Origin of the sequence: Rhizobium anhuiense bv. trifolii, from assembly GCF_024346605.1 — a bacterium.
In the GTDB taxonomy this organism is placed as follows: Bacteria; Pseudomonadota; Alphaproteobacteria; order Rhizobiales; family Rhizobiaceae; genus Rhizobium; species Rhizobium anhuiense.
The window spans coordinates 438,990-461,939 of sequence record NZ_CP098803.1; the positions used below are offsets into that span (position 1 = coordinate 438,990).

The window sequence follows — 22,950 nt, forward strand, 5'->3', positions numbered from 1 at the left end:
CATCCCTCGTGCGCCCGGCTGCAACTGAAAGCTGCTCATGCCGGTCTTCCTGCGAGTATTTCTAGATTTTGAAAATGACAGCGACATGACGAATAGGCGGCACTTTTGCGAAGAAATAGAAGCGTCGTCCCATTTATCCTTCCAAACCGCGGAAATTTCGCTAAGACCAAACCCCGGCTATCACAAATCCGGGGACTTCCCTTTTCATGACAAGATTCGATGTTCTGACAGTCGGCAACGCAATCGTGGATATCATTGCCCGTTGCGACGACCAGTTCCTCATTGACAACCAGATCACCAAAGCGGCGATGAACCTCATCGATGCCGAACGCGCCGAACTTCTATATTCGCGCATGGGACCGGCGCTCGAAGCCTCCGGCGGCAGCGCCGGCAATACCGCGGCGGGCGTGGCTAACCTCGGCGGCAAGGCTGCCTATTTCGGCAATGTCGCCGCCGATCAGCTCGGTGACATCTTCACCCACGACATCCGCGCCCAGGGCGTCCACTATCAGACCCGGCCCAAGGGCACGTTCCCGCCGACGGCGCGCTCGATGATCTTCGTCACCGAGGACGGCGAGCGTTCGATGAACACCTATCTCGGCGCCTGCGTCGAGCTCGGCCCCGAAGACGTCGAGCCCGACGTCGTCGCCGACGCCAAGGTCACCTATTTCGAAGGTTATCTCTGGGATCCGCCACGCGCCAAGGAAGCGATTCTCGACTGTGCCCGCATCGCCCACGAAAACGGCCGCGAAATGTCGATGACGCTGTCCGACAGTTTCTGCGTCGGCCGCTACCGCGGCGAATTCCTCGATCTGATGCGCTCCGGCAAGGTCGATATCGTCTTCGCCAATCGCCAGGAAGCGCTGTCGCTCTACGAGACCGATGATTTCGAGGAGGCGCTGAACAGGATCGCCGCCGATTGCAAGATCGCTGCCGTGACGATGAGCGAGCATGGCGCCGTCATCCTGAAGGGCAACGAGCGTTTTTACGTCGATGCGATCCGGATCAGGGAAGTTGTCGATACGACGGGCGCCGGCGACCTCTTCGCCTCCGGTTTCCTCTATGGCTACACCCAGGGGCGCTCTCTGGAGGATTGCGGCAAGCTCGGCTGCCTGGCCGCCGGCATCGTCATTCAGCAGATCGGCCCGCGCCCGATGACCTCGCTTGCCGAGGCCGCCAAACAGGCAGGGCTTATTTGAAGGCTTCGCCGGGATAGGCGCCCCAGATCTCCGACTGCGCCACCCAGCCGGAGGCACCTTCGGTTTCGGCCCGGCACCAGTCGCCGTTGCATTCGCCGATCGTGATCATCACGCCGGGTTCCAGCTTGGCGACGATCGAGGCGGAGGGCAGCGCCTCGCGGCGCAGATTGACATAGACGCCCTTGCCTTTCGTCTTCATCCAGGGGGCGGCGATCGCCGCGCGCTGACCCGATAGCAGCGACTGGTTGACCCAGCCTTCGGTGCCGTCGGCATCGCGGATGCGGCGCCAGTTGTCGTATTCCTGGATGATTTCCACCGGCAGGCCGGATTTCAGGTACATCCACGAGACGGCGTAATCCGTTCCCGGGCCGATGCGCAGATTGACGCGCTTGGATTTCAGGGTGACGAAACGCGGCAATGGCAATCCGCTTGGACCTTTGGCCGCCTGCGCATGGGCGAATTCGACGGTTCCCATGGATGTAGCCAGAGCGATGGCAAGGGCGAGGCAGGACTTCAGAACTTTGCTGCGCATGGAGGTTTCCGTTTGCTCGAATTCGCGGGCAGGCCCGGCCTGCTCGCGGTCCGGGCTCTGACATTCCCCGGCTGCACCGCGAGTTTTGTTTGTCTTCGCGTGCGGGTCTGGTAGAAAATGCCCGGAATGGGAAAATTATCACCCCTCTTGGTTAAAGACCTCTGAACAAGGCACTACAGCCAGCCATGACAGCGAAGAAAAAACCGAAGGTCTACATCACCCGCAAGCTGCCCGATGCCGTCGAAACCCGCATGCGCGAGCTCTTCGACGCCGAGCTGAACATCGACGATGCGCCGCGTTCCGTTCCCGAGCTTGTCGCCGCGGTCAAGACCGCCGACGTGCTGGTGCCGACCGTCACCGACCGCATCGACGCGGCGCTGATCGAACAGGCGGGGCCACAGATGAAGCTGATTGCGAGCTTCTCCAACGGCACCGATCACATCGACGTCGAGGCGGCGGCGCGCAAGGGCATCACCGTCACCAACACGCCGAACGTCCTGACCGAGGACACCGCCGACATGACCATGGCGCTGATTCTCGCTGTTCCGAGAAGGCTTGGTGAGGGCGCGCGTGTGCTGACCGACAAGCCGGGCGAATGGGCCGGCTGGTCTCCCACCTGGATGCTCGGCCGGCGCATTCACGGCAAGCGCATCGGCATCGTCGGCATGGGCCGCATCGGTACGGCGGTGGCCCGCCGCGCCAAGTCGTTCGGCCTGTCGATCCACTATCACAACCGCAAACGCGTCAATCCAGCCGTCGAGGACGAGTTGGAGGCGACCTATTGGGAAAGCCTCGACCAGATGCTCGCCCGCGTCGACATCGTTTCGATCAATTGTCCGTCGACGCCGGCGACCTTCCACCTGATTTCGGCGCGCCGTCTGGCGCTGCTGCAGCCGACGGCCTATCTCGTCAACACCGCGCGCGGCGACGTGGTCGATGAGGCTGCGCTGATCAAATGCCTCAGGGAGGGCCGGATTGCCGGCGCCGGCCTCGACGTCTTCGAAAACGAGCCTGCCGTCAACCCGAAGCTCGTCAAACTCGCCAATGAGGGCAAGGTCGTGCTGCTGCCGCATATGAGTTCGGCGACGATCGAAGGCCGCATCGATATGGGCGACAAGGTCATCATCAATATCCGCACCTTCATCGACGGTCACAGGCCGCCCAATCGGGTGCTGCCGGGCCGTTGAAGCCGTGCATTTGACTCAGCGTGCACTTGATTTAGACGGCGCGAATCGTCGGCGCAATGGCCTTCCGCATCTCGATGAACGTCGTCCGGGCAAAGCCGGGATGCGCTTTCTCGGCGGTTCTGGAAAATCCCCAGGCGGCAAAGACGGTATGATTTTCCGTGAGCTCGATCCGCGTTTCCAGCCGCAAGGCGGGAAGGCCGAGGGCCGCGGCCGTTTCCTCGGCAATCGTCAGCAGCCGCTTGCCGATGCCCTTTCCCTGCGCTTCAGGCAGAACGGCGAGTTTGCCGACATAGAGACAATCGGCCTCCGGCCGCAGGAAGAGGCAGCCGATCAGCTTTTCGCCGTCGATGGCGACATGGCCGATCTCGGCCCTGGCCTTTTCGGCCAGTGACTCGGTCGTGAGCTTGAGCGCCGAGGATGGCGGGTCGATCCTGCCGTTCATGGAAGCGAAGGCGGCGAGGATGAGCGCGAGCAGTTCGTCCCAGCGCGTGAAGCTCTGGTCGAGAGGGACGATTGTCATCCGGTCTGCCTCTCCCGCGTGCGGCGTCTTCTGTAGCGGACCGTGTCGAAGCGGGCCGAGAGCGCGTCGTAGAGCAGCAGCCGTCCGACCAGTGGTTCGCCGGTGCCGGTGATGAGCTTGATCGCTTCCATCGCCATCATCGTGCCGATGACGCCGGTCAGCGCGCCGATGATGCCGGCCTCGGCGCAGGCAGGAATGAGCCCCGCCGGCGGCGCTTCCGGAAAGAGGTCACGATAACAAGGGTAGAGTGTTCCGTCCTCGGTACTCTCATAGGGCTTGAGAACCGTCAGCGAACCGTCGAAACGGCCGACGGCGCCGGTGACGAGCGGAATGCGCGCTTCCTCGGCCGCATCGGCGGCGGCATAACGCGTGTCGAAATTGTCGGAGCCGTCGATCAGCAGATCGAAGCCGGAGAGCTGACGGCGGGCGGCCTCCGGGGAAAAGCGTTCCTCGAAGCGGATCAGCCGGACATGCGGATTGAGCCGGGCGATGGCGAAGGCAGCACTCTCCGTCTTCAACTCGCCGATCGTTCCGGAATCATGGATCACCTGGCGCTGCAGGTTGGAGAGCGACACCCGGTCGTCGTCGACGATACCGAGCGTGCCGACGCCGGCTGCGGCCAGATATTGCAGGATCGGCGCGCCGAGGCCGCCGGCGCCGATCACCAGCACGCGGGCGGCTTTCAGCTTCTGCTGGCCGGCGCCCCCGATCTCGGGGAGCAGGATGTGGCGGTGATAACGGGCGATTTCGTCCGGGCTGAGCGGTTCCATGGCACCGATGTTATCATGACGGCCGACGTCGGGAAAAGCTGCCTCGGTCATTCGAACACCCGTCCCTCCGCCACCGCGAAAAACTGCGCCCTGTCGCCCAGCGCCGAAAACATCGAGCGATCCGTTCCGGTCATGAAGGCCTGGCCGCCGAGCCCGTCGATGAGATCGAACAGCGCGGCGCGTCTATTCTCGTCGAGATGCGCTGCGATTTCGTCCAGCAGCAGGATCGGTGCATGGCCGGTGAGATTGCCGACGAGGCGCGCATGCGCAAGCACCAGGCCGACAAGCAATGCTTTGTGCTCGCCGGTGGAACAACGCTCCGCCTCCATCGCCTTTTCGCGGTGATGCACGATGAGATCGGCCCGGTGCGGCCCCTCGAGCGTGCGCCCTGCGCCGGCATCGCGATAGCGGCTCTCTGCCAGCATCGCCGCGTAATCGTCCTCGAGGTCGACCGAGGGGCGCGAAAATTGTCCGTCCATGAAGCCCGAGAGCTGCAGCGATGCCGAAGGGAAGGGCGAAGTCTCCCGCGTTTCTTCGATCAGCCGGGTCAGCAGGCCGAGCATCTCCTGGCGGGCGAGCGCCATGGCGATGCCGAGGCTTGCCATTTGCTCCTCGATGCCGGCGAGCCAGGAGGGATCGAAGCGGCCCTCGTCCAGCAATTTGTTGCGGCTGCGCATGGCGCGCTCGAAATCGCTGGCGCGGCGGCCATGGGCGGGATCGAGCGACAGCACCAGCCGGTCGAGAAAACGGCGCCGGTCGGAAGAGGCGCCGGTAAAGAGGCCGTCCATCGCCGGCGTCAACCAGAGAAGGCGCAGGTGGTCGGTCAACTCGTCGGCAGTCTTTGCCGGGGTGCCGTTGATGCGCAGCCTGCGGGTGGTGGTCTCCTCGCCTGTTTCGATGCCGGTGCCGATCTCGACGTCGCCCTCCATGCCGTCGAGTGCGGCGAAGATCGAAAAGCCGCCGGCCGCGCCGACCCGGGTTATATCGCCATAGGCGGCGCGGCGCAGACCGCGGCCGGGCGAAAGCAGCGAGACGGCCTCCATGAGATTGGTCTTGCCGGCGCCGTTGTCTCCCGTGAGCACGGCGTGTCGACCGTCAAGGGTAAGGGCCGCCGCCGCATAATTGCGGAAGTCGGTCAGCTTCAGACGGGAAAGAGAAACCTTGTGCGGCATCGAATGTCCGGAATCGTGAAGCGTGACAGCTAAGCCTAAGCGGCGTTGATGGCAAGGCTGACAGCTTGACGGCCGTGGATCGCGTGCCCTGGTGGTGTCGCAGCGAGGCTTGGGGGCCACATGGGGATAAGTTCAGGGCGCGAAATACCGCGGGGGCATATTTTCCGGCAGATCCCGTGACCGAGGTCCTGGCGTCCGGCATCCTTCCGATGTAACGGTCAGCATGCCGCCCTCTAATCAGCTAAAAATACAACCTGAGAGAGGATGATCCGATATCGCTGGACCGATACCGTCGACGGTCACGCTCAATGTCGTCAAGCGCCAGATATTCGGGCTTTTGCCGCATTCCCTTGAGGCCACTGACGTAACGTAAGGTCCAAAAAAAGTCGGTTGAAATTTGCAACTGTAGGGTTGAGTTATCCCGTGAAAACGATATGGTAAACGAACCGTTTACGTATCAGAGAGTGATGAAGTGCCAGATCCGGTTGATATTATCGTTGGTCGCAACGTAAGACAGTTTCGCGCTCTTCGCCGTGTTTCCCAGCTCGAGCTTGGCGAAGCACTCGGACTGACTTTCCAGCAGATCCAGAAATACGAAAAGGGGACGAACCGCGTTTCCGCCAGCAAGCTGCATCAGATCGCGGTTTTTCTCGATGTCGATATCTCTGCTCTTTTCGAGGGAGCCGGCATATCGCAATTCGGCAGCCGTATCGAACTCAGCCCCGACGCCTATGCGCTTGCGCTGAGCTACGACAAGCTGAGCTCACCGGCAGGCAAGGAAGCGGTCAAGACCATTGTCACCCTCATGACAGGCGAAGCGGCAGAAACCGCCGTCTGATCCCTGCCGCCGGCTCACCGAAAAGCACGATCTGTTCCGGGCCTGAATTTTGTCCGGATAGATATGGCTGTGCAGCGGTTGGGGAACGGCGTGCATCAGGACAGAGACTGGAAGCAGGTCACCTGAATGAGGTTCGATATCGCGTTTTAGTGAATCTCGCATTCGTGCAGCGCCATCAGCAGGTCGTCCTGCGTCTGGTGGCCGGCATGATAGAGGTCGATCGCGATGCTGGCGATCGAAAGGCCCTGCTGGCTGCGAAGCTTGATATTGCGCTCGGCGCACCATGTGTAGATGGCGCCGGCGAGAACGTCGACGTCTTCGGACTGAGAGGAAAAGGCTGGCGCCATGGTCGATACCCTTGGTTTGGTTGTTCCCACTAGAGCATTTCCGTTTTTCTCCGATTCACGGAAATGCTCTATCTTTTTGTTTATTCCCGGCAAAAGCGTTTCACGCTTTGCCTGGCAAAACCGCTGCGCACTTTTGCTGCAATTGCTCTAAAGCACGTCGCGTCGAGCAAAGGATGCTCTATCGCTTCGAACCTGGGCATCGTCTCTTCCGAATATCGCTTCCGGTTTTCGGTGTTGTGCGCTGACGGCAGAGACTGAATTCATTTGGAAAACTTGCAAGCGGCATCATCTGGCTGCGTTAATGCAAGTCGTCTTCCCTCGCGCCGCCGTGTCGTTCTGGAACAGATTTCCCGGCACGAGCGGCGAATGTCGCAAATTGGGACTCGCGCAACAAAAAGCCGGAGACGTTTCCGTCCCCGGCTTTAGAGATAGGCGTATCGATCGCCGCTCAGCCCTCGAAGAATTCCTTCATCCGGGCAAAGAAGCCCGTCGATTCAGGATTGTTCTCCTTGGAGGAAAGCTGCTCGAATTCCTGAAGCAGTTCGCGCTGGCGCTTGGTGAGCTTCTGCGGTGTCTCGATCTGGATCTGGATGTAGAGGTCGCCCGTCTGTGCCGAACGCAGCACCGGCATGCCCTTGCCCTTGAGGCGGAACTGTTTGCCGGCCTGCGTGCCCTCGGGCACGCTCACGCGCGACTTGGTGCCGTCGAGCGTCGCCACGTCGAAGGTGCCGCCGAGCGCGGCCGTCGTCATCGAGATCGGAACGGCGCAATAGAGATCGGCTCCGTCGCGCTGGTAGAATTCATGCGGTTTGACGGACAGGAAGATATAGAGGTCACCGGCCGGTCCGCCGCGGGCGCCGGCTTCGCCTTCGCCCTGCAGGCGGATGCGCGTACCGTCCTCGATGCCGGCGGGAATGTTGACCGAGAGCGAACGCTCTTCCGTCACCCGGCCCTGGCCATGGCACTTCGGGCAGGGGTCGGGAATGATCTGGCCGCGGCCGTGGCAGGTCGGGCAGGTCCGCTCGATCGAGAAGAAGCCCTGGGCCGCGCGCACGCGTCCCGATCCCTGGCAGGTGCCGCAGTTCTTCGGCTGTGTGCCGGGCTTGGCGCCAGAGCCCGAACAGACGTCGCAGGTGATCGACGTCGGAACGCGGATCTGCGCCGTCTTGCCGGAGAAAGATTCTTCCAGCGTTATTTCCATGTTGTAGCGAAGATCGGCGCCGCGCTCGCGGCCGCCCGACGAGCGCTGGCGCGCGCGCCCTCCACCCATCATCTCGCCGAAGATATCCTCGAAAATGTCGGAGAAGCCGCCGCCTGCAAATCCGCCGCCACCGCCGCCCATGCCGCCCTGCTCGAAGGCCGCATGGCCATAACGGTCATAGGCCGCCCGCTTCTGCGGGTCCTTGAGCATCTCGTAGGCTTCGTTGATTTCCTTGAACTTGCGTTCGGCGTCCTTGTCATCCGGGTTCTTGTCCGGATGGAATTTCATCGCCAGTTTGCGGAAGGCGCTCTTCAGCTCTTTCTCGTCCGCCGTCTTGGCTACACCCAGAGTTTCGTAATAGTCCGCTTTTGCCATTAAGGATTAAACCCCGGAAATGGATTTCCGGCTGCCATGGTGAGCAGCCGGATCAAGTGTTGAAGCATAACCACGCCGTCGCGGATTACGCGGACTTCTTGCGGTCGTCGTCCTTGATTTCCTCGTAGTCGGCATCGACGACATTGTCGCCGCCTTCCGCGGAGGCATCGCCGGCAGCGCCGCCTTCGGCCTGCTGTGCTTCATAGATCGCCTGGCCGAGCTTCATCGACACTTCCATCAGCGTCTGGGTCTTGGCCTTGATGTCGTCGGCATCCGGCTCGGAGGCTTCCGAAGCCGTCTTCAGCGCGGCGATCGCATCCGAGATCGCGGTGCGGTCGGCCTCGGAAACCTTGTCGCCGTAATCCTTCAGCGACTTTTCTGTCGAATGGATCAGGCTTTCGGCCTGGTTCCGGGCTTCGACGGCCTCGCGGCGCTTCTTGTCCTCGGTGGCATGGGCTTCAGCATCCTTGACCATCTTCTCGATGTCGGCGTCGGAAAGGCCGCCGGAAGCCTGGATGCGGATCTGCTGCTCCTTGCCGGTGCCCTTGTCCTTGGCCGAAACCTGCACGATGCCGTTGGCGTCGATGTCGAAGGTGACTTCGATCTGCGGCATGCCGCGCGGCGACGGCGGCAGGCCGACGAGGTCGAATTGGCCGAGCAGCTTGTTGTCGGCGGCCATTTCGCGCTCGCCCTGCGAAACGCGGATGGTGACGGCCTGCTGGTTGTCTTCGGCGGTCGAGAAGGTCTGGCTCTTCTTCGTCGGGATCGTCGTGTTGCGTTCGATCAGGCGGGTGAAGACACCGCCGAGCGTTTCGATGCCGAGCGACAGCGGCGTCACGTCGAGGAGCAGGACGTCCTTGACGTCGCCCTGCAGAACGCCGGCCTGGATGGCGGCGCCAAGCGCCACGACTTCATCCGGGTTGACGCCCTTGTGCGGCTCCTTGCCGAACAGCTGCTTGACGACTTCCTGGACCTTCGGCATGCGGCTCATGCCGCCGACGAGAACCACTTCGTCGATTTCGGCAGCAGTGACGCCGGCATCTTTGAGGGCTGCCTTGCACGGCGCGATGGTGCGCTGGACGAGATCGTCGACCAGGCTTTCGAGCTTGGCGCGGGTCAGCTTCAGCGTCAGATGCTTCGGACCGGAGGCGTCGGCGGTGATGAACGGCAGGTTGATTTCGGTCTGCTGCGAGGACGACAGCTCGATCTTAGCCTTTTCGGCAGCTTCCTTGAGGCGCTGCAGGGCAAGCTTGTCGTTCTTCAGGTCGATGCCGTTGTCCTTCTTGAACTCGGCGACGAGATATTCGACGAGACGCATGTCGAAGTCTTCACCGCCGAGGAAGGTATCGCCGTTGGTGGATTTCACTTCGAAGACGCCGTCGCCGATCTCAAGGATCGAAATATCGAAGGTGCCGCCGCCAAGGTCGTAGACAGCGATGGTCTTGCCGTCCTTCTTGTCGAGGCCGTAGGCGAGGGCTGCAGCGGTCGGCTCGTTGATGATGCGCAGGACTTCAAGACCGGCGATGCGGCCGGCATCCTTGGTTGCCTGGCGCTGCGCGTCGTTGAAGTAGGCGGGAACGGTGATGACGGCCTTTTCGACCTTTTCGCCGAGATAGGATTCGGCGGTTTCCTTCATCTTCTGAAGGATCATCGCGGAAATCTGTGCGGGCGAGTAGCCCTTGCCATTGGCTTCGACCCAGGCATCGCCATTGTCGCCCTTGACGATGGTGAAGGGAACGAGGTGCTTGTCCTTCTCGACGGTCGGATCTTCGTAGCGGCGGCCGATCAGGCGCTTGACTGCAAAGAGCGTGTTCGTCGGGTTGGTGACTGCCTGGCGCTTGGCCGGCTGGCCGACGAGGCGTTCGCCATCATCGGAAAATGCCACCATGGAAGGGGTCGTGCGTGCACCTTCCGCATTCTCGATAACCTTGGCGTCCTTGCCGTCCATGACTGCGACGCAGGAATTTGTCGTTCCAAGGTCGATACCAATTACTTTTGCCATGTCATTCTCTCCTTGAAGCAAGCTGTCGGAACCCCGAGAAGGCATTTCCCTGACAGCCCCTTACGGGATGGGTCTACTTAAGATTACGCAATCGTGATTGCGGTGATGCGGCGTATATAAGGAGCGGTTTTCTGGACTGCAAGGCGAGAAATGGCCCGGAATCCGGCAAAACGAATGTGTTGCATTCAATTTTGACAGTCGCCGGGAAAGAGCTTGCCTCATGTCCGCAAAGCGGTCGATATCTAGAGCATCGGCCTTGCGCCGGGCATGCAGCAAAGGATCTCACTGGCCCATGATCAGATCGAGCAGCGTCGTGCGCCGCGGTTGCACGGAAGAGGTCGTCTGCGGCCCGCCGACATCGCCCGGCGGCACCATGCCCTCATAGCCGGAACCGCCGCCTTCGGCGATGTCCGCAGGCGGAACCGGGCCGTTGCCGGAGGGCGCCGCCGGCTGCCGGGCAGGCGCTTGCGGATAGCGGTTTGCATTGTCGTTGCCGCCGAAGACGCCGGAAATGATGCCGCCGATCGTCGACGGCGGCGCCTCCGCTGTCATCGGTTGCCCGCCGCCCGACTGTGCACTACCCCCTTGTCCATCACCGGGGGCCGTCTGTGCCATCGGCTGACCACTGTTCGGATCGGCAGTCAACTGGCCGTTGCCGAAGAGCGGCGCCGGCGAAAGACCTTTGTGGGCGGCGATCATGAATTCCTTCCAGGCCTTTGCGGGCAAGCCGCCGCCGGTCACCTTCTTCATCGGCTTGCCGTCGTCATTGCCGAACCAGACGCCGGTGGTGAGGTTGCTGGTGAAGCCGACGAAGAGCGCGTCGCGCGAATTCTGCGTCGTGCCGGTCTTTCCGGCGGCCTGCCAGCCGGGGATCTTGGCGCTCTTGCCGGTGCCGTTGTCTATGACGCCCATCATCATTGCATCCATCTCGGCGACGATCTGCTCGGAGAGCACGCGCGGCGGGCTGTCATAGGTATTTTCGTACAGAACCTTGCCCTCGGCGGTCGTCACCCGGCGGATGACGTGCGGCGTCGCCTTGTAGCCGCCGTTCATGAAGGCGGCATAGGAGGCAGTGAGTTCCATCAGCGACACTTCGGACGTGCCGAGCGCGATCGAGGCGTTCGGCTGCAGTTCGCTTTCGATGCCGAGCCGGTGGGCAAGCTTGATCACCTGATCCGGCCCGTCATACATCACCAGTTGGGCGGCCACCGTGTTCAGCGACTTGGCAAGGGCGGTCGCCAGCGTCACTTCGCCATTGTATTTCTTCTCATAATTTTCCGGTGTCCAGTCGCCGATCCGGATCGGCGCGTCGTTGAACACCGAGTAGGGCGTCAGCCCTTTCTCGAGTGCGGCGGCATAGACGAAGGGCTTGAACGAGGAACCCGGCTGGCGCTTCGCCTTGACGGCGCGGTTGAACTGGCTCGTCGCATAGTCCCTGCCGCCGACCAGCGCCCGGATCGCGCCGGTGCCGTCGATCGAGACGAGGGCCGCCTGCGAGGCGTCGAGCTTGCCGCCCTCCTTGTCGAGCACGTCGACCAGCGATTGCTCGGCCTTCTTTTCCAGCGATTTGTCGATCGTCGTATCGACGATGACGTCTTCCTTGACGTCGCCTATCAGGCCCGGCAGCTCGTCCATCACCATGTCGGCGACATAGTGCCCGGCGCCCGACCAGTAACTCTTGGCCGAAGCCGGGGTCTGCGACATCGCGGTCTTGACTTCGGAATCGGTGATGAAGCCCTGTTCGCGCATTGCCGCGAGCACAAGCTGCGCGCGTGCATTCGCCGCTTCCGCATCGCGGGCTGGCGAAAGCCGCGACGGCGCCTTGAGCAGGCCGGCCAGCACCGCGGCCTCGCCGAGGTTCACGTCACGCGCCGATTTGTTGAAATAGCGGCGCGAGGCCGCCTCCACGCCATAGGCGTTCGATCCGAAGAACACCCGGTTGAGATACATCGCAAGGATCTGGTCCTTGGTGTATTTCTGCTCCAGCCAGAGCGAGAGCAGCACCTCCTGCACCTTGCGTTCCAGCGTCCTCTCAGGGGAGAGGAAGAGGTTCTTGGCAAGCTGTTGTGTCAGTGTCGAGCCACCCTGCACCATGTGGCCGGCCGTGAAGTTGGTCACTACAGCCCGGCCGAGGCCGAGCGGATCGACGCCGAAATGCGAATAGAAACGCCGATCCTCGATGGCGATGACGGCTTCCGGAATATAGGGCGACATGTTTTCGAGCGACAGCGCCTCGCCGCCGGTGGCGCCGCGATTGGCGATGACGCTGCCGTCGACGGCGGTGATCTTGACGTTCGGCGGCCGTTCCGGGATCGCCCATGTGCTGGCGCTCGGCATGCGCGAGCCATAATAAACCACCAGCCCGGCAACGCCGATGCCGGCCCAGATGAAAAGCACGACGCACCAGTAGATCACGCGGCGCATGAAACCGAAAAGGCCGCCGCCGTCACGCTCCCGCGGCTCGCGCCGCCGCCGGGGGGCGGCACGCTGCGGCGGCGGTTTTGAACCGCCGCGGCGCTGGGATCGGCTGCCGGCGATGCGATCGTCGGCATCGAGCGAAAATTCGTCATCGTCGCGTGCCGGGCGGCCGCTGAAGGACGGTTCTATTCTGTCGCCTGATCTGCCTCTGCCTGCCATCGCGGACCGGTCATACCCCATGTTCGATCGCGAAGCTTGGCTTCGCACAACGGTGCACTTGCGGGCGCCGTGATCATCCGACTGAACTGTAAATGCGGCGATTTAACGGGGTGTTAATAATGGAAATCAAAGCAGATCGCGCAGGTAAAGCGCGTCGCGTCAAACCGCATTGATACGGTGCGCCGTAAGTCCCAAACCGCCACAGATTTCTCTGCGACATGCATTGGCCTTCAAAACTGCCGGGCCTCGTAATCGTCGAGCGTTTCCGGGTCCTGCTTATATTCCCACTCGCCCAGATGAAAGCGGCGCCAGATCTGGCCGGAAGGATTGAGCTTCGCCCCATCGGTAAGGCGGACAGGCAGGAGTGGGTTGTGTTTATGCCAAACGGTAACATCTGTGGCGGCTGCCCGGGGGGCGAAAAGCCCCAGGAAAGCCAGGTAGTCTTGCGTCATCAGGGTCCAGCCTCGAACGGATTACGATCAATCCGCAACGCCACGAAATTGCAATAAACAACCCCGCAACACAAGAGCATCACGATACCCTCACATCAAATTGTCGTCGGCCTCTTGCGCGCATCCATGCCAATTTTCATGACTGTCGCAAATCTGACATAGCGCGCGCCGATTTGCGCTCGCCGGCGAGGCGGGCAGACGCACACAGGCGTCATATCTGCGCAGGCGGTAACGGTCGATTCGACAAAATTGAATGAAGCCGGCCTTGGAGAAATCCGGGGATGGAGGAAAGCCGGCTGAGGATGGCTCGTGGCCGTGAGGCGGAAATGCACACGCTGCTTTCGGCGTTGCGTTGAACATCTTCCGTCTGGTCGGTGGAACCAATAGGCTCGGCGATTGTTTAGGGAGAAGCGGGACAACCCCTCACGTCCCGCGCATGATCGGCCGTCTCCCCTCAACACGCGCCGATCGACATCAGGCCCGGTGCATCCCTCATGGGAGCGCCGGGCTTTTTCTTGGATGGTTGCCTTGGCTGGCAAACCTCGAGAGAGGACGGCGCTGCCGCCCCTTCTGTTTCATTGGTCGCAGGAGGGATCGCCGGGGCGGCAATCAAAATCCCTACGGCCCGGTCTGCGATCATCGCCCCTCCGGTCGGCTCCTTGCCGGTCGTACCTTTGCCGATCGTCTCGTTGCCGATCGTCCCTTTGATTGACGCCGCGCCGATCCCGGTCACCATCACGCCAATCTCGGTCGCGATCCCGCTCGCGCCAGTTCCGGTCGCGATCCCGGTTATCCCGCTCGCGATTTAGGTTATCCCGGTCGCGATCTACGTTATCCCGATCCCGATCCCGATCCCGGTTGTCGCGGTCGCGGTAATAATAGTCCGGACCGCGGCTCCAGCGGTCACGCTCGCGATAGAAATCGCGGTTGCGGTAATAGCGGTCCCAATAATTATCGACGCTGAAGCGGATAACCGGAATGCCGAGCGGACGGTAATATTGCGGACCGACATAGATGCGGCGTTGCTGGTAGAGGGCCTGCACGTACTGGCCGGAGACCCAGCCGCGGCCGCCGTAGAACTCGACGTCGCACCAGTTGACGTCGGAAAGGCATCCGCGGATCTCGACCGAGGAACCGGCCGGTATGACTGCGACGGCAGGATATCGGGTGCTCGGACCCGCACGCATGTTGACGTTCGCCGTCGAGTAGCCCTCGGCAGCCTGCGCTATGGCGGGCGCCAGCATGAACAGGCCGGCCGCTGCGATTTTAACAAAGAGATTTTTCACGCTTCTCAGCCCTCGTTGGCACGTTTTTCAGGCAGCAATTGGCCGTGTTTCCGTGGCATGTGCCCTTGAAACAAAAGATAGAGCGATCGCCCGCAGCTGTTAGGGCGCTATCATTCATCTTATCTTTCAATGGCTTATATGTCGTCCGCGATGAACGTAGCTTGAACGGCAAATCCGCGGCGCCTGAAGCTGCAACCAATGTTTCCGACTGGAGTTGGTGCCGTTAACGCCCCGTTAACCTTTCGCGGGCAGTCTCATTGCAATACCGCTTTCTCCTTGACCACGGATGAACTGGCACTGAGATGAGCGGACGACGAAAGGCCGGTTCGAACCGGCCTTTTTGTTGTCGCGATTTTCGCATGGCGCATCCTGAAGGCGCGCCTTTCCCTCTCAGGCGGCGAGCGCCTGCAGGATCCGTACCCAGGAGCGGATGCCCTTGTGGTAGGAGACAAGCTCGTATTTCTCGTTCGGCGAATGGATGCGGTCGTCACTGAGGCCGAAGCCGACCAGCAGCGATTCCATGCCGAGCATCTTCTGGAAGTCCCCCACGATCGGGATCGACCCGCCCATGCCGATGACGATGGCGGGTTTCGGCCATTCGTCGGACAGCGCGTTCTTCGCCTTGGTCAGAACCGGCGAATCATAGGAAAGGTGGATCGCCGGCGAGCCCCCATGCGGATGGAACTCGACCGAGCAATCGGCGGGAATCTTCGTGCTGATATAGCTACGGAAAGCCCTGCGGATGGCGTCTGGATCCTGCGTGCCGACAAGCCGGAACGAAACCTTGGCCGAAGCCTTGGCGGCGATCACCGTCTTGAAGCCTTCGCCGGTATATCCGCCCCAGATGCCGTTGATTTCGGCGGTCGGCCGCGCCCAGGTGAGTTCCAGCACCGAACGGCCCTTTTCGCCGGACGGAATGGAAAGGCCGACTTCGCCGAGGAAGCTCTCCGCGGTCCTGCCGAGCGTCTCCCAGGACGCCTTGATATTGTCGGGTGTTTCCTCGACGCCGTCATAGAAGCCGTCGAGCGTGATGCGGCCTGTCACGTCATGCAGGCCGGCAAGAGCCTCGACGAGAATATGGATCGGATTGGCCGCAGCGCCTCCGAACAGACCGGAATGCAGGTCGCGGTCGGCGGCCGTCACGATCACTTCCTCGCCGACGAGGCCACGCAATGCGGCGGCGATTGCCGGCGTGTCGCGGTCCCACATGCCGGTATCGCAGACGAGCGCATAATCGGCCTTGAGCTCGGCGGCATTGGCTTCGAGGAAGGGCTTCAGGGATGGCGAGCCGGATTCTTCCTCGCCCTCGAAGAGAATGGTGATGCGGCAGGGAAGCGCGCCGTTGATCTCCTTATAGGCGCGGCAGGCCTCGACGAAGGTCATCAACTGGCCTTTGTCGTCCGAGGTGCCGCGGCCGGTCAAAATCTTGCGACCCTCGCCGAGATCCTTGATCGACGGCTGGAACGGATCGTTTTCCCAGAGCTCGATCGGATCGACCGGCTGGACGTCGTAATGGCCGTAAAAGAGAACATGCGGTGCATCGGAAGCAGCGCCGGCATGGTGGGCGACCACCATCGGATGGCCAGGCGTGTCGCGCACCGAGGCCGTAAAGCCGAGCCCTTCAAGATAAGCGACGAGCCATTCCGCCGCCTTTCGGCATTCGGCCTTATAGGCGGGATCAGTGGAAATCGACTGGATGCGCAGAAGTTCGAATAGCTTGTCGAGGCTCGATGGAAGGTTCTGGTCCGCGCGCGCAAGCACCTGATTGATATCGGTCATTTTCGACTCCTTTTGAAATTCGGCCGGACGATAGACCAAACCAGAAAGGCAGGCGAGGCGGAAAAACAAAAAATCGGCGGCGCGAAAGACCGGCGGGGCATGGATCAATATCAGGAAGATTTACTGAATAATATAGAAGAGAATACTAATTCAATTTACGGTTATTTAGCATAACCTAAATAACCTGATCGAATTCAGCTGTGGGAGGGGCAGATGTTTTCGGTCATCGCATGTATTCGGGACAATCACGATTGGCGGCTGGTGCTTGCGGCGGCAGCGGTCTGTCTGGTCGGCGCGATGGCGGCGATGCTGCCGCTTTCCCGCGCCCAGGAATGCGATGCCGGGCGGCGCAAACTCTGGATTGGCGCCTCGGCATTTGCTTTCGGCACCGGCGTATGGGCAACGCACTTCATTGCGATGCTGGCTTATGACGGCGGCATGCCGATCGGCTACCAGCTGGGCCTGACGGCGCTTTCCTTCCTCTTGTCGGTTGCCGGTTCGTGGGCGGCGATCCTCGTCGCTTCGGAAAGCCGCGGCAGGCTTTCTCGCGTGCGCGGCGGCGTTCTGATGGCGCTCGGCATCGCCTCCATGCACCTGACCGGCATGCAGGCGATCGAAACGCCGGCGGTAATCGTTTATGATCCCTTCATGACGCTGACTGCGGTTCTCGCAGGAGCGCTGTTGTCGAGCGCCGCCTTCCACGCTTTTTTCGAATTGAAGGGGCCGAGGCGGCTCCTCGCCTCGTCCATCACTTTCGTCCTCGCGATCTGCGCTCTCCATTTCATCTCGATGGCCAGCATCACCCTCGTACCGGATCCCGGCAAAGAGGTTCCGGCAACGGTGCTCGACGCCAGCCTGCTCGCCGCGATCGTCGTGGCGGCGGCGACGACGCTCATTCTGATTGCGCTCGCGGTGGTCTTTATCGAAAGCCACCTGACGGATCTGAGGGGGCTCGCGAATGCCTCGCAGGAAGGACTGCTGATCCTGCGGGAAGGCCGGATCATCGATGCCAATGAACGCTTTCAGGGGCTTTCCGGCTGGAAGCTTGCCGATCTTGCCGGCAAGGCGCCCTCGGCTGTTTTGACCGCTATTCAGGGGACTGGGCAGAACAAGCCAGGCGAAACGCTGCTCAACACCAGGAACGGCAAGGAGATTGCCGTCGAAGTGACCGCGAGCAGGATTGTTTATCGCGGACACAATTGCGAGGTGCTGGCGGTGCGCGATCTCACCGAGCGCAGGCAGGCCGAGGAGATGATCGAGCATCTCGCCCACCACGACGTGCTCACCGATCTGCCGAACAGGTCATTGTTCGATACCCGCATCCGGCAGGCGTTGCAGATGGCCGAACGAAAGAACAGCGAGGTTGCTCTCTTCTATCTCGACCTCGATCGCTTCAAAGCCGTCAACGATATCTTCGGTCATGCCGAAGGCGACCGCATTCTCGGCAAGGTCGCCTCGATCCTGCGCCGCGTGGCCGATGAGAGCGATACGATCGCCCGCCTCGGCGGCGATGAATTCGCCATCCTTCAGCCCGCCGGACAGCAGCCGGCAGCGGCGCAAAAGCTTGCGGCGGCGATACTCGACGAATTCGCCGCCGAGATGGACACGGCGCGTGACCCCACAGCCGTTGGTGTCAGCGTCGGCATCGCACTCTATCCGGCGGACGGCGCTGCTGCTGAAGAACTCTGCAACAATGCCGATATTGCACTTTACCGCGCCAAGCATGACGGTCGCGGCAAGGTCTGTTTCTTCGACGCGGAAATGGATAAGGCGGCACGGAACCGCCGCCAGATCGAAAGCGAACTGCGCCATGCGATCATCCGCAACCAGATCCATGTCAGCTATCAGCCGATCCTCGATGCGCTGAGCGGCGAGATTGGCGGCTATGAGGCCCTGATGCGCTGGAACCGGCCAGGTCACGGCTTGACCGAGCCCGATATCTTCATCCCGATCGCCGAGGAAAGCGGCTCGATCGTCCAACTCGGTGAATGGGTGTTGCAGCAGGCCTGCAGGGAGGCCGTGCGCTGGCCGCTGCCGTTGATGATCGCCGTCAATCTCTCGCCGGTGCAATTCATGCTGCCGAACCTCTGTGAGCGGATCGAGGCGATCCTCGCCGAAACCGGGCTTGCACCCAGCCGGCTGGAGCTCGAGATCACCGAGGCGGCCCTCATGCGCGATCGCGACCGGGTGATGACGATGTTGCTGCGGCTGCACAAGCTCGGCGTGCACATCGTCATGGATGATTTCGGAACCGGTTTTTCCTCGCTTTCCAACCTGCGTTCATTCCCTTTCGACAAGATCAAGGTCGACCGCAGTTTCACCGGCCTGTTGGAACATGATGCGGCGGCGCGCTCGATCGTGCGCGCCATCATTGGTCTTGGCCACAGCCTCGGCATGCCGGTGGTGACGGAGGGCGTGGAAACCGAAATGCAGCGCCGGATCGTCGTCGAGGAAGGCTGCGCGCAAGTACAGGGCCTTTTGCTTGGCAAGCCGGATATCGAACCGAGCGTCAAGCTTGCCGCCCACGAAAACGTCCTGACCGCGCAGATTGAAACCGGCGTGTTCTCGTTACGACACGCACACAGTGCTGGCGAATGAGCTTCTTCACAGCGCCTTGGCGTTTTCCAGAAGCCGGCGGATATATTCGAGCGTCAGCTCGCGCTCGAAGACCCGAAAACCTTTAAACAGCGCAAGGTCGGCCTCCCGCGCGATCTCGATCGCCTCGGCCTCCATGGCACGGGCCTTCGGCGTCAGGAAGAGCAGTTGCGCCCGCCTGTCGGAGGGATGTGGACGGCGTTCGATCAATCCGTCGCGGACCATGCGCGAAAGCGTATTGGCCATGGTCGCCTGCTCGATATCGACCCGCTCGAGAAGCTGTTTCTGGGTCAGCCCGTCTTCGGCCCAGAGTTCCAGCAGAATGGGGAATTGGCCCGGAGAAAAACCCAGACCGACCGCGCGCTGGTGCAGCGAGCGGGCAAAACCCTTCGCCAGTTGGCTGGCAAGGTAGGCTCCCGAATCCATGCGGTTAAATCCCATGATTGCAAGTTAGGCTCAAAACCATGCTGGAGACAATGCAGCAAATCGCAGGCGATGCTTCATAAGATGCAAGCCGCGACGATAATTTCGAGTGGCTGGAAAAAACAAAAGTCGCCATGGCCTGGAGGTTGGCCATGGCGACTTTAAAGTGGGGACAAAGGCCCGGAGAGGGGGATAAGGCCTTTGTCCAAGCCTGACGCGGCGGGGGACAAGCCGGTAATCAGACCCGCGGCGCGATCAAGCGCCGGTGACATGGATTTGTGGCTGCGAATGTGGTTTTTCAAGGGAGAGCGATCGTTACAAATCGGTAACAGTTTGGTGAGCAGGAATAGACGGCGCTGCGCACGCTGAATCCTTTTTGCGCGCCGAACTTTATATGGACCTCGTCCAATGCCCGCGCTATCCATGCACGCATGAAAAAAGGCGATCACCTCTTCCTAATCGATGGTTCCGGATTCATCTTCCGGGCGTTTCATGCATTGCCACCGCTGACCCGCAAGACGGACGGCTTGCCGATCGGCGCCGTGTCCGGTTTCTGCAACATGCTGTGGAAGCTCTTGAGGGATGCACGCAATACCGATGTCGGCGTGACGCCGACACATCTTGCCGTCATCTTCGATTATTCTGCCAAGACGTTTCGCAAGGATCTCTACGACGCCTACAAGGCGAACCGCTCCGCCCCGCCGGAAGAGCTCATCCCGCAATTCGGCCTCATAAGAGAGGCGACCCGCGCCTTCAATCTGCCCTGTATCGAGACCGAAGGATTTGAGGCCGACGACATCATCGCCACCTACGCCCGCCAGGCCGAGGCAGCAGGCGCCGATGTCACCATCGTCTCCTCCGACAAGGATCTGATGCAGCTCGTCAGCCCCAATGTCCATATGTATGACAGCATGAAGGACAAGCAGATCGGCATTCCCGATGTCATCGAGAAATGGGGCGTGCCGCCTGAAAAGATGATCGACCTGCAGGCGATGACCGGTGATTCGGTCGACAATGTCCCCGGCATTCCCGGCATCGGCCCGAAAACCGCCGCCCAGCTCCTCGAGGAATACGGCGATCTCGACACGCTGCTCGAGCGCGCCACCGAGATCAAGCAGGTCAAGCGCCGCGAGACGATCCTCGCCAATATCGACATGGCCAAGCTCTCGCGCGACCTCGTGCGGTTGCGCACCGACGTGCCGCTCGATCTCGATCTCGACGCGCTGGTGCTCGAGCCGCAGAATGGCCCGAAGCTGATCGGCTTCCTCAAGACGATGGAATTCACCACCCTGACGCGCCGGGTCGGCGAAGCCTGCGATTGCGATGCCAGCGCCATTGAACCGGCGGTCGTCCACATCGAATGGGGCGAGGCGGCCCACGGCCCCGATCTCAGTGCGGCGGAACCCGAACCCGTTGCCGGCGGCATCCCCGAAGTCTCGGGCGAATCCGTGCCGGTGCCGCCGCGCGCCAAGGCGAAGGCTGCCGTCGAAGGCGCCTTTTCGCCCGCCGATCTTGCCAAGGCGCGGGCTGAGGCCTTTGCGACGCTGCCCTTCGATCATACGGCCTATGTGACGATCCGCGACCTGGCGACGCTCGACCGGTGGATCGCCGATGCGCGCGCGACCGGCCTCGTTGCTTTCGATACCGAGACGACCTCGCTCGATGCGATGCAGGCCGAGCTCGTCGGCTTCTCGATGGCGATCGCCGACAATACGGCCGATCCCACCGGCACGAAGATCCGCGCCGCCTATGTGCCGCTCGTCCACAAGAACGGCGTCGGCGATCTGCTCGGCGGCGGCCTTGCCGAAAACCAGATCCCCATGCGCGATGCCCTGCCGCGGCTGAAGGCTTTGCTGGAGGACGAATCGGTTCTCAAGGTCGCCCAGAACCTGAAATACGATTACCTGCTGATGAAGCGCTACGGCATCGAGACCCGGAGTTTCGATGATACGATGCTGATCTCCTACGTGCTCGACGCCGGCACCGGCGCGCATGGCATGGATCCGCTCTCGGAAAAATTCCTCGGCCATACTCCGATCCCCTACAAGGACGTGGCCGGCAGCGGCAAGGCGAACGTCACCTTCGATCTGGTCGCCATCGACCGCGCCACCCATTATGCCGCCGAAGATGCCGACGTGACGCTGCGCCTCTGGCTGGTGCTGAAGCCCCGGCTGGCGGCGGCAGGGCTGACCAGCGTCTATGAGCGGCTGGAGCGACCGCTATTGCCGGTGCTGGCGCGCATGGAAGCGCGCGGCATCACCGTCGACCGGCAGATCCTGTCGCGCCTGTCCGGCGAGCTGGCCCAGGGGGCCGCGCGCCTCGAGGACGAGATCTACGTGCTGGCCGGCGAGCGTTTCAATATCGGCTCGCCGAAGCAGCTGGGCGACATCCTGTTCGGCAAGATGGGCCTTGCCGGCGGCAGCAAGACGAAAACCGGCCAATGGTCCACCTCCGCCCAGGTGCTCGAAGATCTGGCTGCCGCCGGTTTCGAGCTGCCGCGCAAGATCGTCGACTGGCGCCAGCTCACCAAGCTGAAATCGACCTACACCGACGCGCTCCCCGGCTATGTCCACCCTGAGACCAAGCGGGTGCATACCTCCTATTCGCTGGCATCGACGACCACGGGGCGCTTGTCGTCCTCTGAGCCGAACCTGCAGAACATTCCCGTGCGCACCGCCGAAGGCCGGAAGATCCGCACCGCCTTCATCTCGACGCCCGGCCACAAGCTGATCTCTGCCGACTACAGCCAGATCGAGCTGCGCGTGCTTGCCCATGTGGCCGAAATCCCGCAGCTGACCAAAGCCTTCGAGGACGGCGTCGACATCCACGCCATGACGGCGTCGGAAATGTTCGGCGTGCCGGTCGAAGGCATGCCGGGCGAGGTCCGTCGTCGCGCCAAGGCGATCAATTTCGGCATCATCTACGGCATCTCGGCCTTCGGCCTTGCCAATCAGCTTTCGATCGAGCGTTCGGAAGCCGGCGACTACATCAAGAAATATTTCGAGCGTTTCCCCGGCATCCGCGACTATATGGAAAGCCGAAAGGCCATGGCGCGCGACAAGGGTTATGTCGAGACGATCTTCGGCCGCCGCATCAACTATCCGGAAATCCGCTCGTCCAATCCGTCCGTGCGCGCCTTCAACGAGCGTGCGGCGATCAACGCGCCGATCCAGGGCTCGGCTGCCGACGTCATCCGCCGGGCGATGATCAGGATGGAGCCGGCGCTTGCCGAAGTCGGCCTTGGCGATCGCGTCCGCATGCTGCTGCAGGTGCATGACGAACTCATCTTCGAGGTCGAGGATGACGATGTCGAAAAGGCGATGCCGGTCATCGTCTCGGTCATGGAAAACGCCACCATGCCGGCGCTCGAAATGCGCGTGCCGCTGAGGGTCGATGCGCGCGCCGCCACCAATTGGGACGAGGCGCACTAATGCATGTCGCCCAAAAGTGCGCGGCGGTTTTGGGACAACGACATGCATCAAACAAAGACCCGAAGCACGTCGCATCAATCAGATTCGACGCGACGCGCTTAGCCACCTCTTCAAAATTGGCAAAGATTTTTCCGCTTAGCGCAAGCCATTGAAAGTGCAGCAATTTGCCACCAGGAGCCGTGTCGGAACGGTACGGAAGGAAGG

General features: G+C 61.7%; 17 protein-coding genes. 5 read left to right on the forward strand and 12 right to left on the reverse strand.

Annotated elements, in window-relative coordinates; translation table 11 throughout:
• Positions 1-206: 206 nt before the first annotated feature.
• The gene (locus NE851_RS10705) at positions 207-1,199 is read left to right on the forward strand and encodes an adenosine kinase (RefSeq protein ID WP_028755674.1); all 993 of its coding nucleotides are present in this window, start codon (positions 207-209) and stop codon (positions 1,197-1,199) included.
• Here NE851_RS10705 and NE851_RS10710 read toward each other — a convergent pair.
• Entirely contained in the window at positions 1,192-1,731 is a 540-nt protein-coding gene (locus tag NE851_RS10710) for an SH3 domain-containing protein (protein WP_028755675.1), read from the reverse strand. The genes NE851_RS10705 and NE851_RS10710 overlap by 8 nt on opposite strands.
• Before the next feature lie 185 nt (positions 1,732-1,916).
• On the opposite strand from NE851_RS10710, the gene NE851_RS10715 reads away from it, so the two are divergent.
• A complete protein-coding gene (locus tag NE851_RS10715) occupies positions 1,917-2,918 on the forward strand; it encodes a 2-hydroxyacid dehydrogenase (RefSeq protein ID WP_097544477.1) in 1,002 nt (333 codons plus the stop codon).
• A gap of 31 nt (positions 2,919-2,949) precedes the next feature.
• Here the strand turns inward: NE851_RS10715 and NE851_RS10720 are convergent, their stop codons facing one another.
• Genes NE851_RS10720 through recF form a run of 3 tightly spaced genes read right to left on the reverse strand, consistent with a single transcriptional unit; the run spans position 2,950 to position 5,380 of the window.
• Positions 2,950-3,438: a GNAT family N-acetyltransferase gene (locus tag NE851_RS10720; RefSeq protein ID WP_254960262.1), complete on the reverse strand. Its 489-nt coding sequence runs from the start codon at positions 3,436-3,438 to the stop codon at positions 2,950-2,952.
• On the reverse strand, positions 3,435-4,259 hold the full coding sequence (locus NE851_RS10725) for a molybdopterin-synthase adenylyltransferase MoeB (RefSeq protein ID WP_132573923.1): 825 nt from the start codon (positions 4,257-4,259) through the stop codon (positions 3,435-3,437). The genes NE851_RS10720 and NE851_RS10725 overlap by 4 nt, the downstream gene beginning before the upstream one ends.
• Positions 4,256-5,380 (reverse strand): DNA replication/repair protein RecF, encoded by a 1,125-nt coding sequence (gene recF / locus NE851_RS10730; protein ID WP_254960265.1) that lies wholly within the window; start codon positions 5,378-5,380, stop codon positions 4,256-4,258. Before recF ends, NE851_RS10725 begins: the two co-directional genes overlap by 4 nt.
• 472 nt (positions 5,381-5,852) lie before the next feature.
• On the opposite strand from recF, the gene NE851_RS10735 reads away from it, so the two are divergent.
• Entirely contained in the window at positions 5,853-6,218 is a 366-nt protein-coding gene (locus NE851_RS10735) for a helix-turn-helix domain-containing protein (protein WP_028755680.1), read from the forward strand.
• A 146-nt stretch (positions 6,219-6,364) separates the two neighbouring features.
• Here the strand turns inward: NE851_RS10735 and NE851_RS10740 are convergent, their stop codons facing one another.
• From NE851_RS10740 to NE851_RS10770, 7 genes are all read right to left on the reverse strand, one after another.
• Positions 6,365-6,565, reverse strand: coding sequence for a hypothetical protein (locus NE851_RS10740; protein ID WP_003544370.1), 201 nt, complete (start codon positions 6,563-6,565; stop codon positions 6,365-6,367).
• 448 nt (positions 6,566-7,013) lie between these two features.
• The gene (gene dnaJ, locus NE851_RS10745) at positions 7,014-8,141 is read right to left on the reverse strand and encodes a molecular chaperone DnaJ (RefSeq protein WP_028755681.1); all 1,128 of its coding nucleotides are present in this window, start codon (positions 8,139-8,141) and stop codon (positions 7,014-7,016) included.
• A gap of 85 nt (positions 8,142-8,226) precedes the next feature.
• Positions 8,227-10,143, reverse strand: a complete 1,917-nt coding sequence (gene dnaK, locus NE851_RS10750) for a molecular chaperone DnaK (RefSeq protein ID WP_028755682.1) — start codon at positions 10,141-10,143, stop codon at positions 8,227-8,229.
• Positions 10,144-10,425: 282 nt separating this feature from the next.
• Positions 10,426-12,780 (reverse strand): transglycosylase domain-containing protein, encoded by a 2,355-nt coding sequence (locus NE851_RS10755; RefSeq protein WP_097544474.1) that lies wholly within the window; start codon positions 12,778-12,780, stop codon positions 10,426-10,428.
• Between the two features lie 230 nt (positions 12,781-13,010).
• A complete protein-coding gene (locus tag NE851_RS10760; protein WP_028755684.1) occupies positions 13,011-13,232 on the reverse strand; it encodes a hypothetical protein in 222 nt (73 codons plus the stop codon).
• 575 nt (positions 13,233-13,807) lie between these two features.
• Positions 13,808-14,518, reverse strand: coding sequence for an SH3 domain-containing protein (locus NE851_RS10765; protein WP_254960278.1), 711 nt, complete (start codon positions 14,516-14,518; stop codon positions 13,808-13,810).
• Between the two features lie 390 nt (positions 14,519-14,908).
• Positions 14,909-16,297, reverse strand: coding sequence for a M20/M25/M40 family metallo-hydrolase (locus tag NE851_RS10770; protein WP_028755686.1), 1,389 nt, complete (start codon positions 16,295-16,297; stop codon positions 14,909-14,911).
• A 213-nt stretch (positions 16,298-16,510) separates the two neighbouring features.
• On the opposite strand from NE851_RS10770, the gene NE851_RS10775 reads away from it, so the two are divergent.
• Positions 16,511-18,895 (forward strand): bifunctional diguanylate cyclase/phosphodiesterase, encoded by a 2,385-nt coding sequence (locus tag NE851_RS10775; protein ID WP_254960281.1) that lies wholly within the window; start codon positions 16,511-16,513, stop codon positions 18,893-18,895.
• 6 nt (positions 18,896-18,901) lie between these two features.
• Here NE851_RS10775 and NE851_RS10780 read toward each other — a convergent pair whose 3' ends face one another.
• A complete protein-coding gene (locus NE851_RS10780; RefSeq protein WP_028755688.1) occupies positions 18,902-19,318 on the reverse strand; it encodes a MarR family winged helix-turn-helix transcriptional regulator in 417 nt (138 codons plus the stop codon).
• Between the two features lie 428 nt (positions 19,319-19,746).
• Here NE851_RS10780 and polA point away from each other — a divergent pair, with 428 nt between their 5' ends.
• A complete protein-coding gene (gene polA, locus NE851_RS10785; RefSeq protein ID WP_097544472.1) occupies positions 19,747-22,746 on the forward strand; it encodes a DNA polymerase I in 3,000 nt (999 codons plus the stop codon).
• The last annotated feature ends 204 nt before the right edge of the window (positions 22,747-22,950 follow it).

What these genes read in the sequence shown, in the direction of transcription:
- NE851_RS10705 (WP_028755674.1), top strand. Translation starts at nt 207, where the DNA reads ATGACAAGATTCGATGTTCTGACAGTCGGCAACGCAATCGTGGATATC.
- NE851_RS10710 (WP_028755675.1), bottom strand. Translation starts at nt 1,731, where the DNA reads ATGCGCAGCAAAGTTCTGAAGTCCTGCCTCGCCCTTGCCATCGCTCTG.
- NE851_RS10715 (WP_097544477.1), top strand. Translation starts at nt 1,917, where the DNA reads ATGACAGCGAAGAAAAAACCGAAGGTCTACATCACCCGCAAGCTGCCC.
- NE851_RS10720 (WP_254960262.1), bottom strand. Translation starts at nt 3,438, where the DNA reads ATGACAATCGTCCCTCTCGACCAGAGCTTCACGCGCTGGGACGAACTG.
- NE851_RS10725 (WP_132573923.1), bottom strand. Translation starts at nt 4,259, where the DNA reads ATGACCGAGGCAGCTTTTCCCGACGTCGGCCGTCATGATAACATCGGT.
- recF (WP_254960265.1), bottom strand. Translation starts at nt 5,380, where the DNA reads ATGCCGCACAAGGTTTCTCTTTCCCGTCTGAAGCTGACCGACTTCCGC.
- NE851_RS10740 (WP_003544370.1), bottom strand. Translation starts at nt 6,565, where the DNA reads ATGGCGCCAGCCTTTTCCTCTCAGTCCGAAGACGTCGACGTTCTCGCC.
- dnaJ (WP_028755681.1), bottom strand. Translation starts at nt 8,141, where the DNA reads ATGGCAAAAGCGGACTATTACGAAACTCTGGGTGTAGCCAAGACGGCG.
- dnaK (WP_028755682.1), bottom strand. Translation starts at nt 10,143, where the DNA reads ATGGCAAAAGTAATTGGTATCGACCTTGGAACGACAAATTCCTGCGTC.
- NE851_RS10755 (WP_097544474.1), bottom strand. Translation starts at nt 12,780, where the DNA reads ATGGCAGGCAGAGGCAGATCAGGCGACAGAATAGAACCGTCCTTCAGC.
- NE851_RS10760 (WP_028755684.1), bottom strand. Translation starts at nt 13,232, where the DNA reads ATGACGCAAGACTACCTGGCTTTCCTGGGGCTTTTCGCCCCCCGGGCA.
- NE851_RS10770 (WP_028755686.1), bottom strand. Translation starts at nt 16,297, where the DNA reads ATGACCGATATCAATCAGGTGCTTGCGCGCGCGGACCAGAACCTTCCA.
- NE851_RS10775 (WP_254960281.1), top strand. Translation starts at nt 16,511, where the DNA reads ATGTTTTCGGTCATCGCATGTATTCGGGACAATCACGATTGGCGGCTG.
- NE851_RS10780 (WP_028755688.1), bottom strand. Translation starts at nt 19,318, where the DNA reads ATGGATTCGGGAGCCTACCTTGCCAGCCAACTGGCGAAGGGTTTTGCC.
- polA (WP_097544472.1), top strand. Translation starts at nt 19,747, where the DNA reads ATGAAAAAAGGCGATCACCTCTTCCTAATCGATGGTTCCGGATTCATC.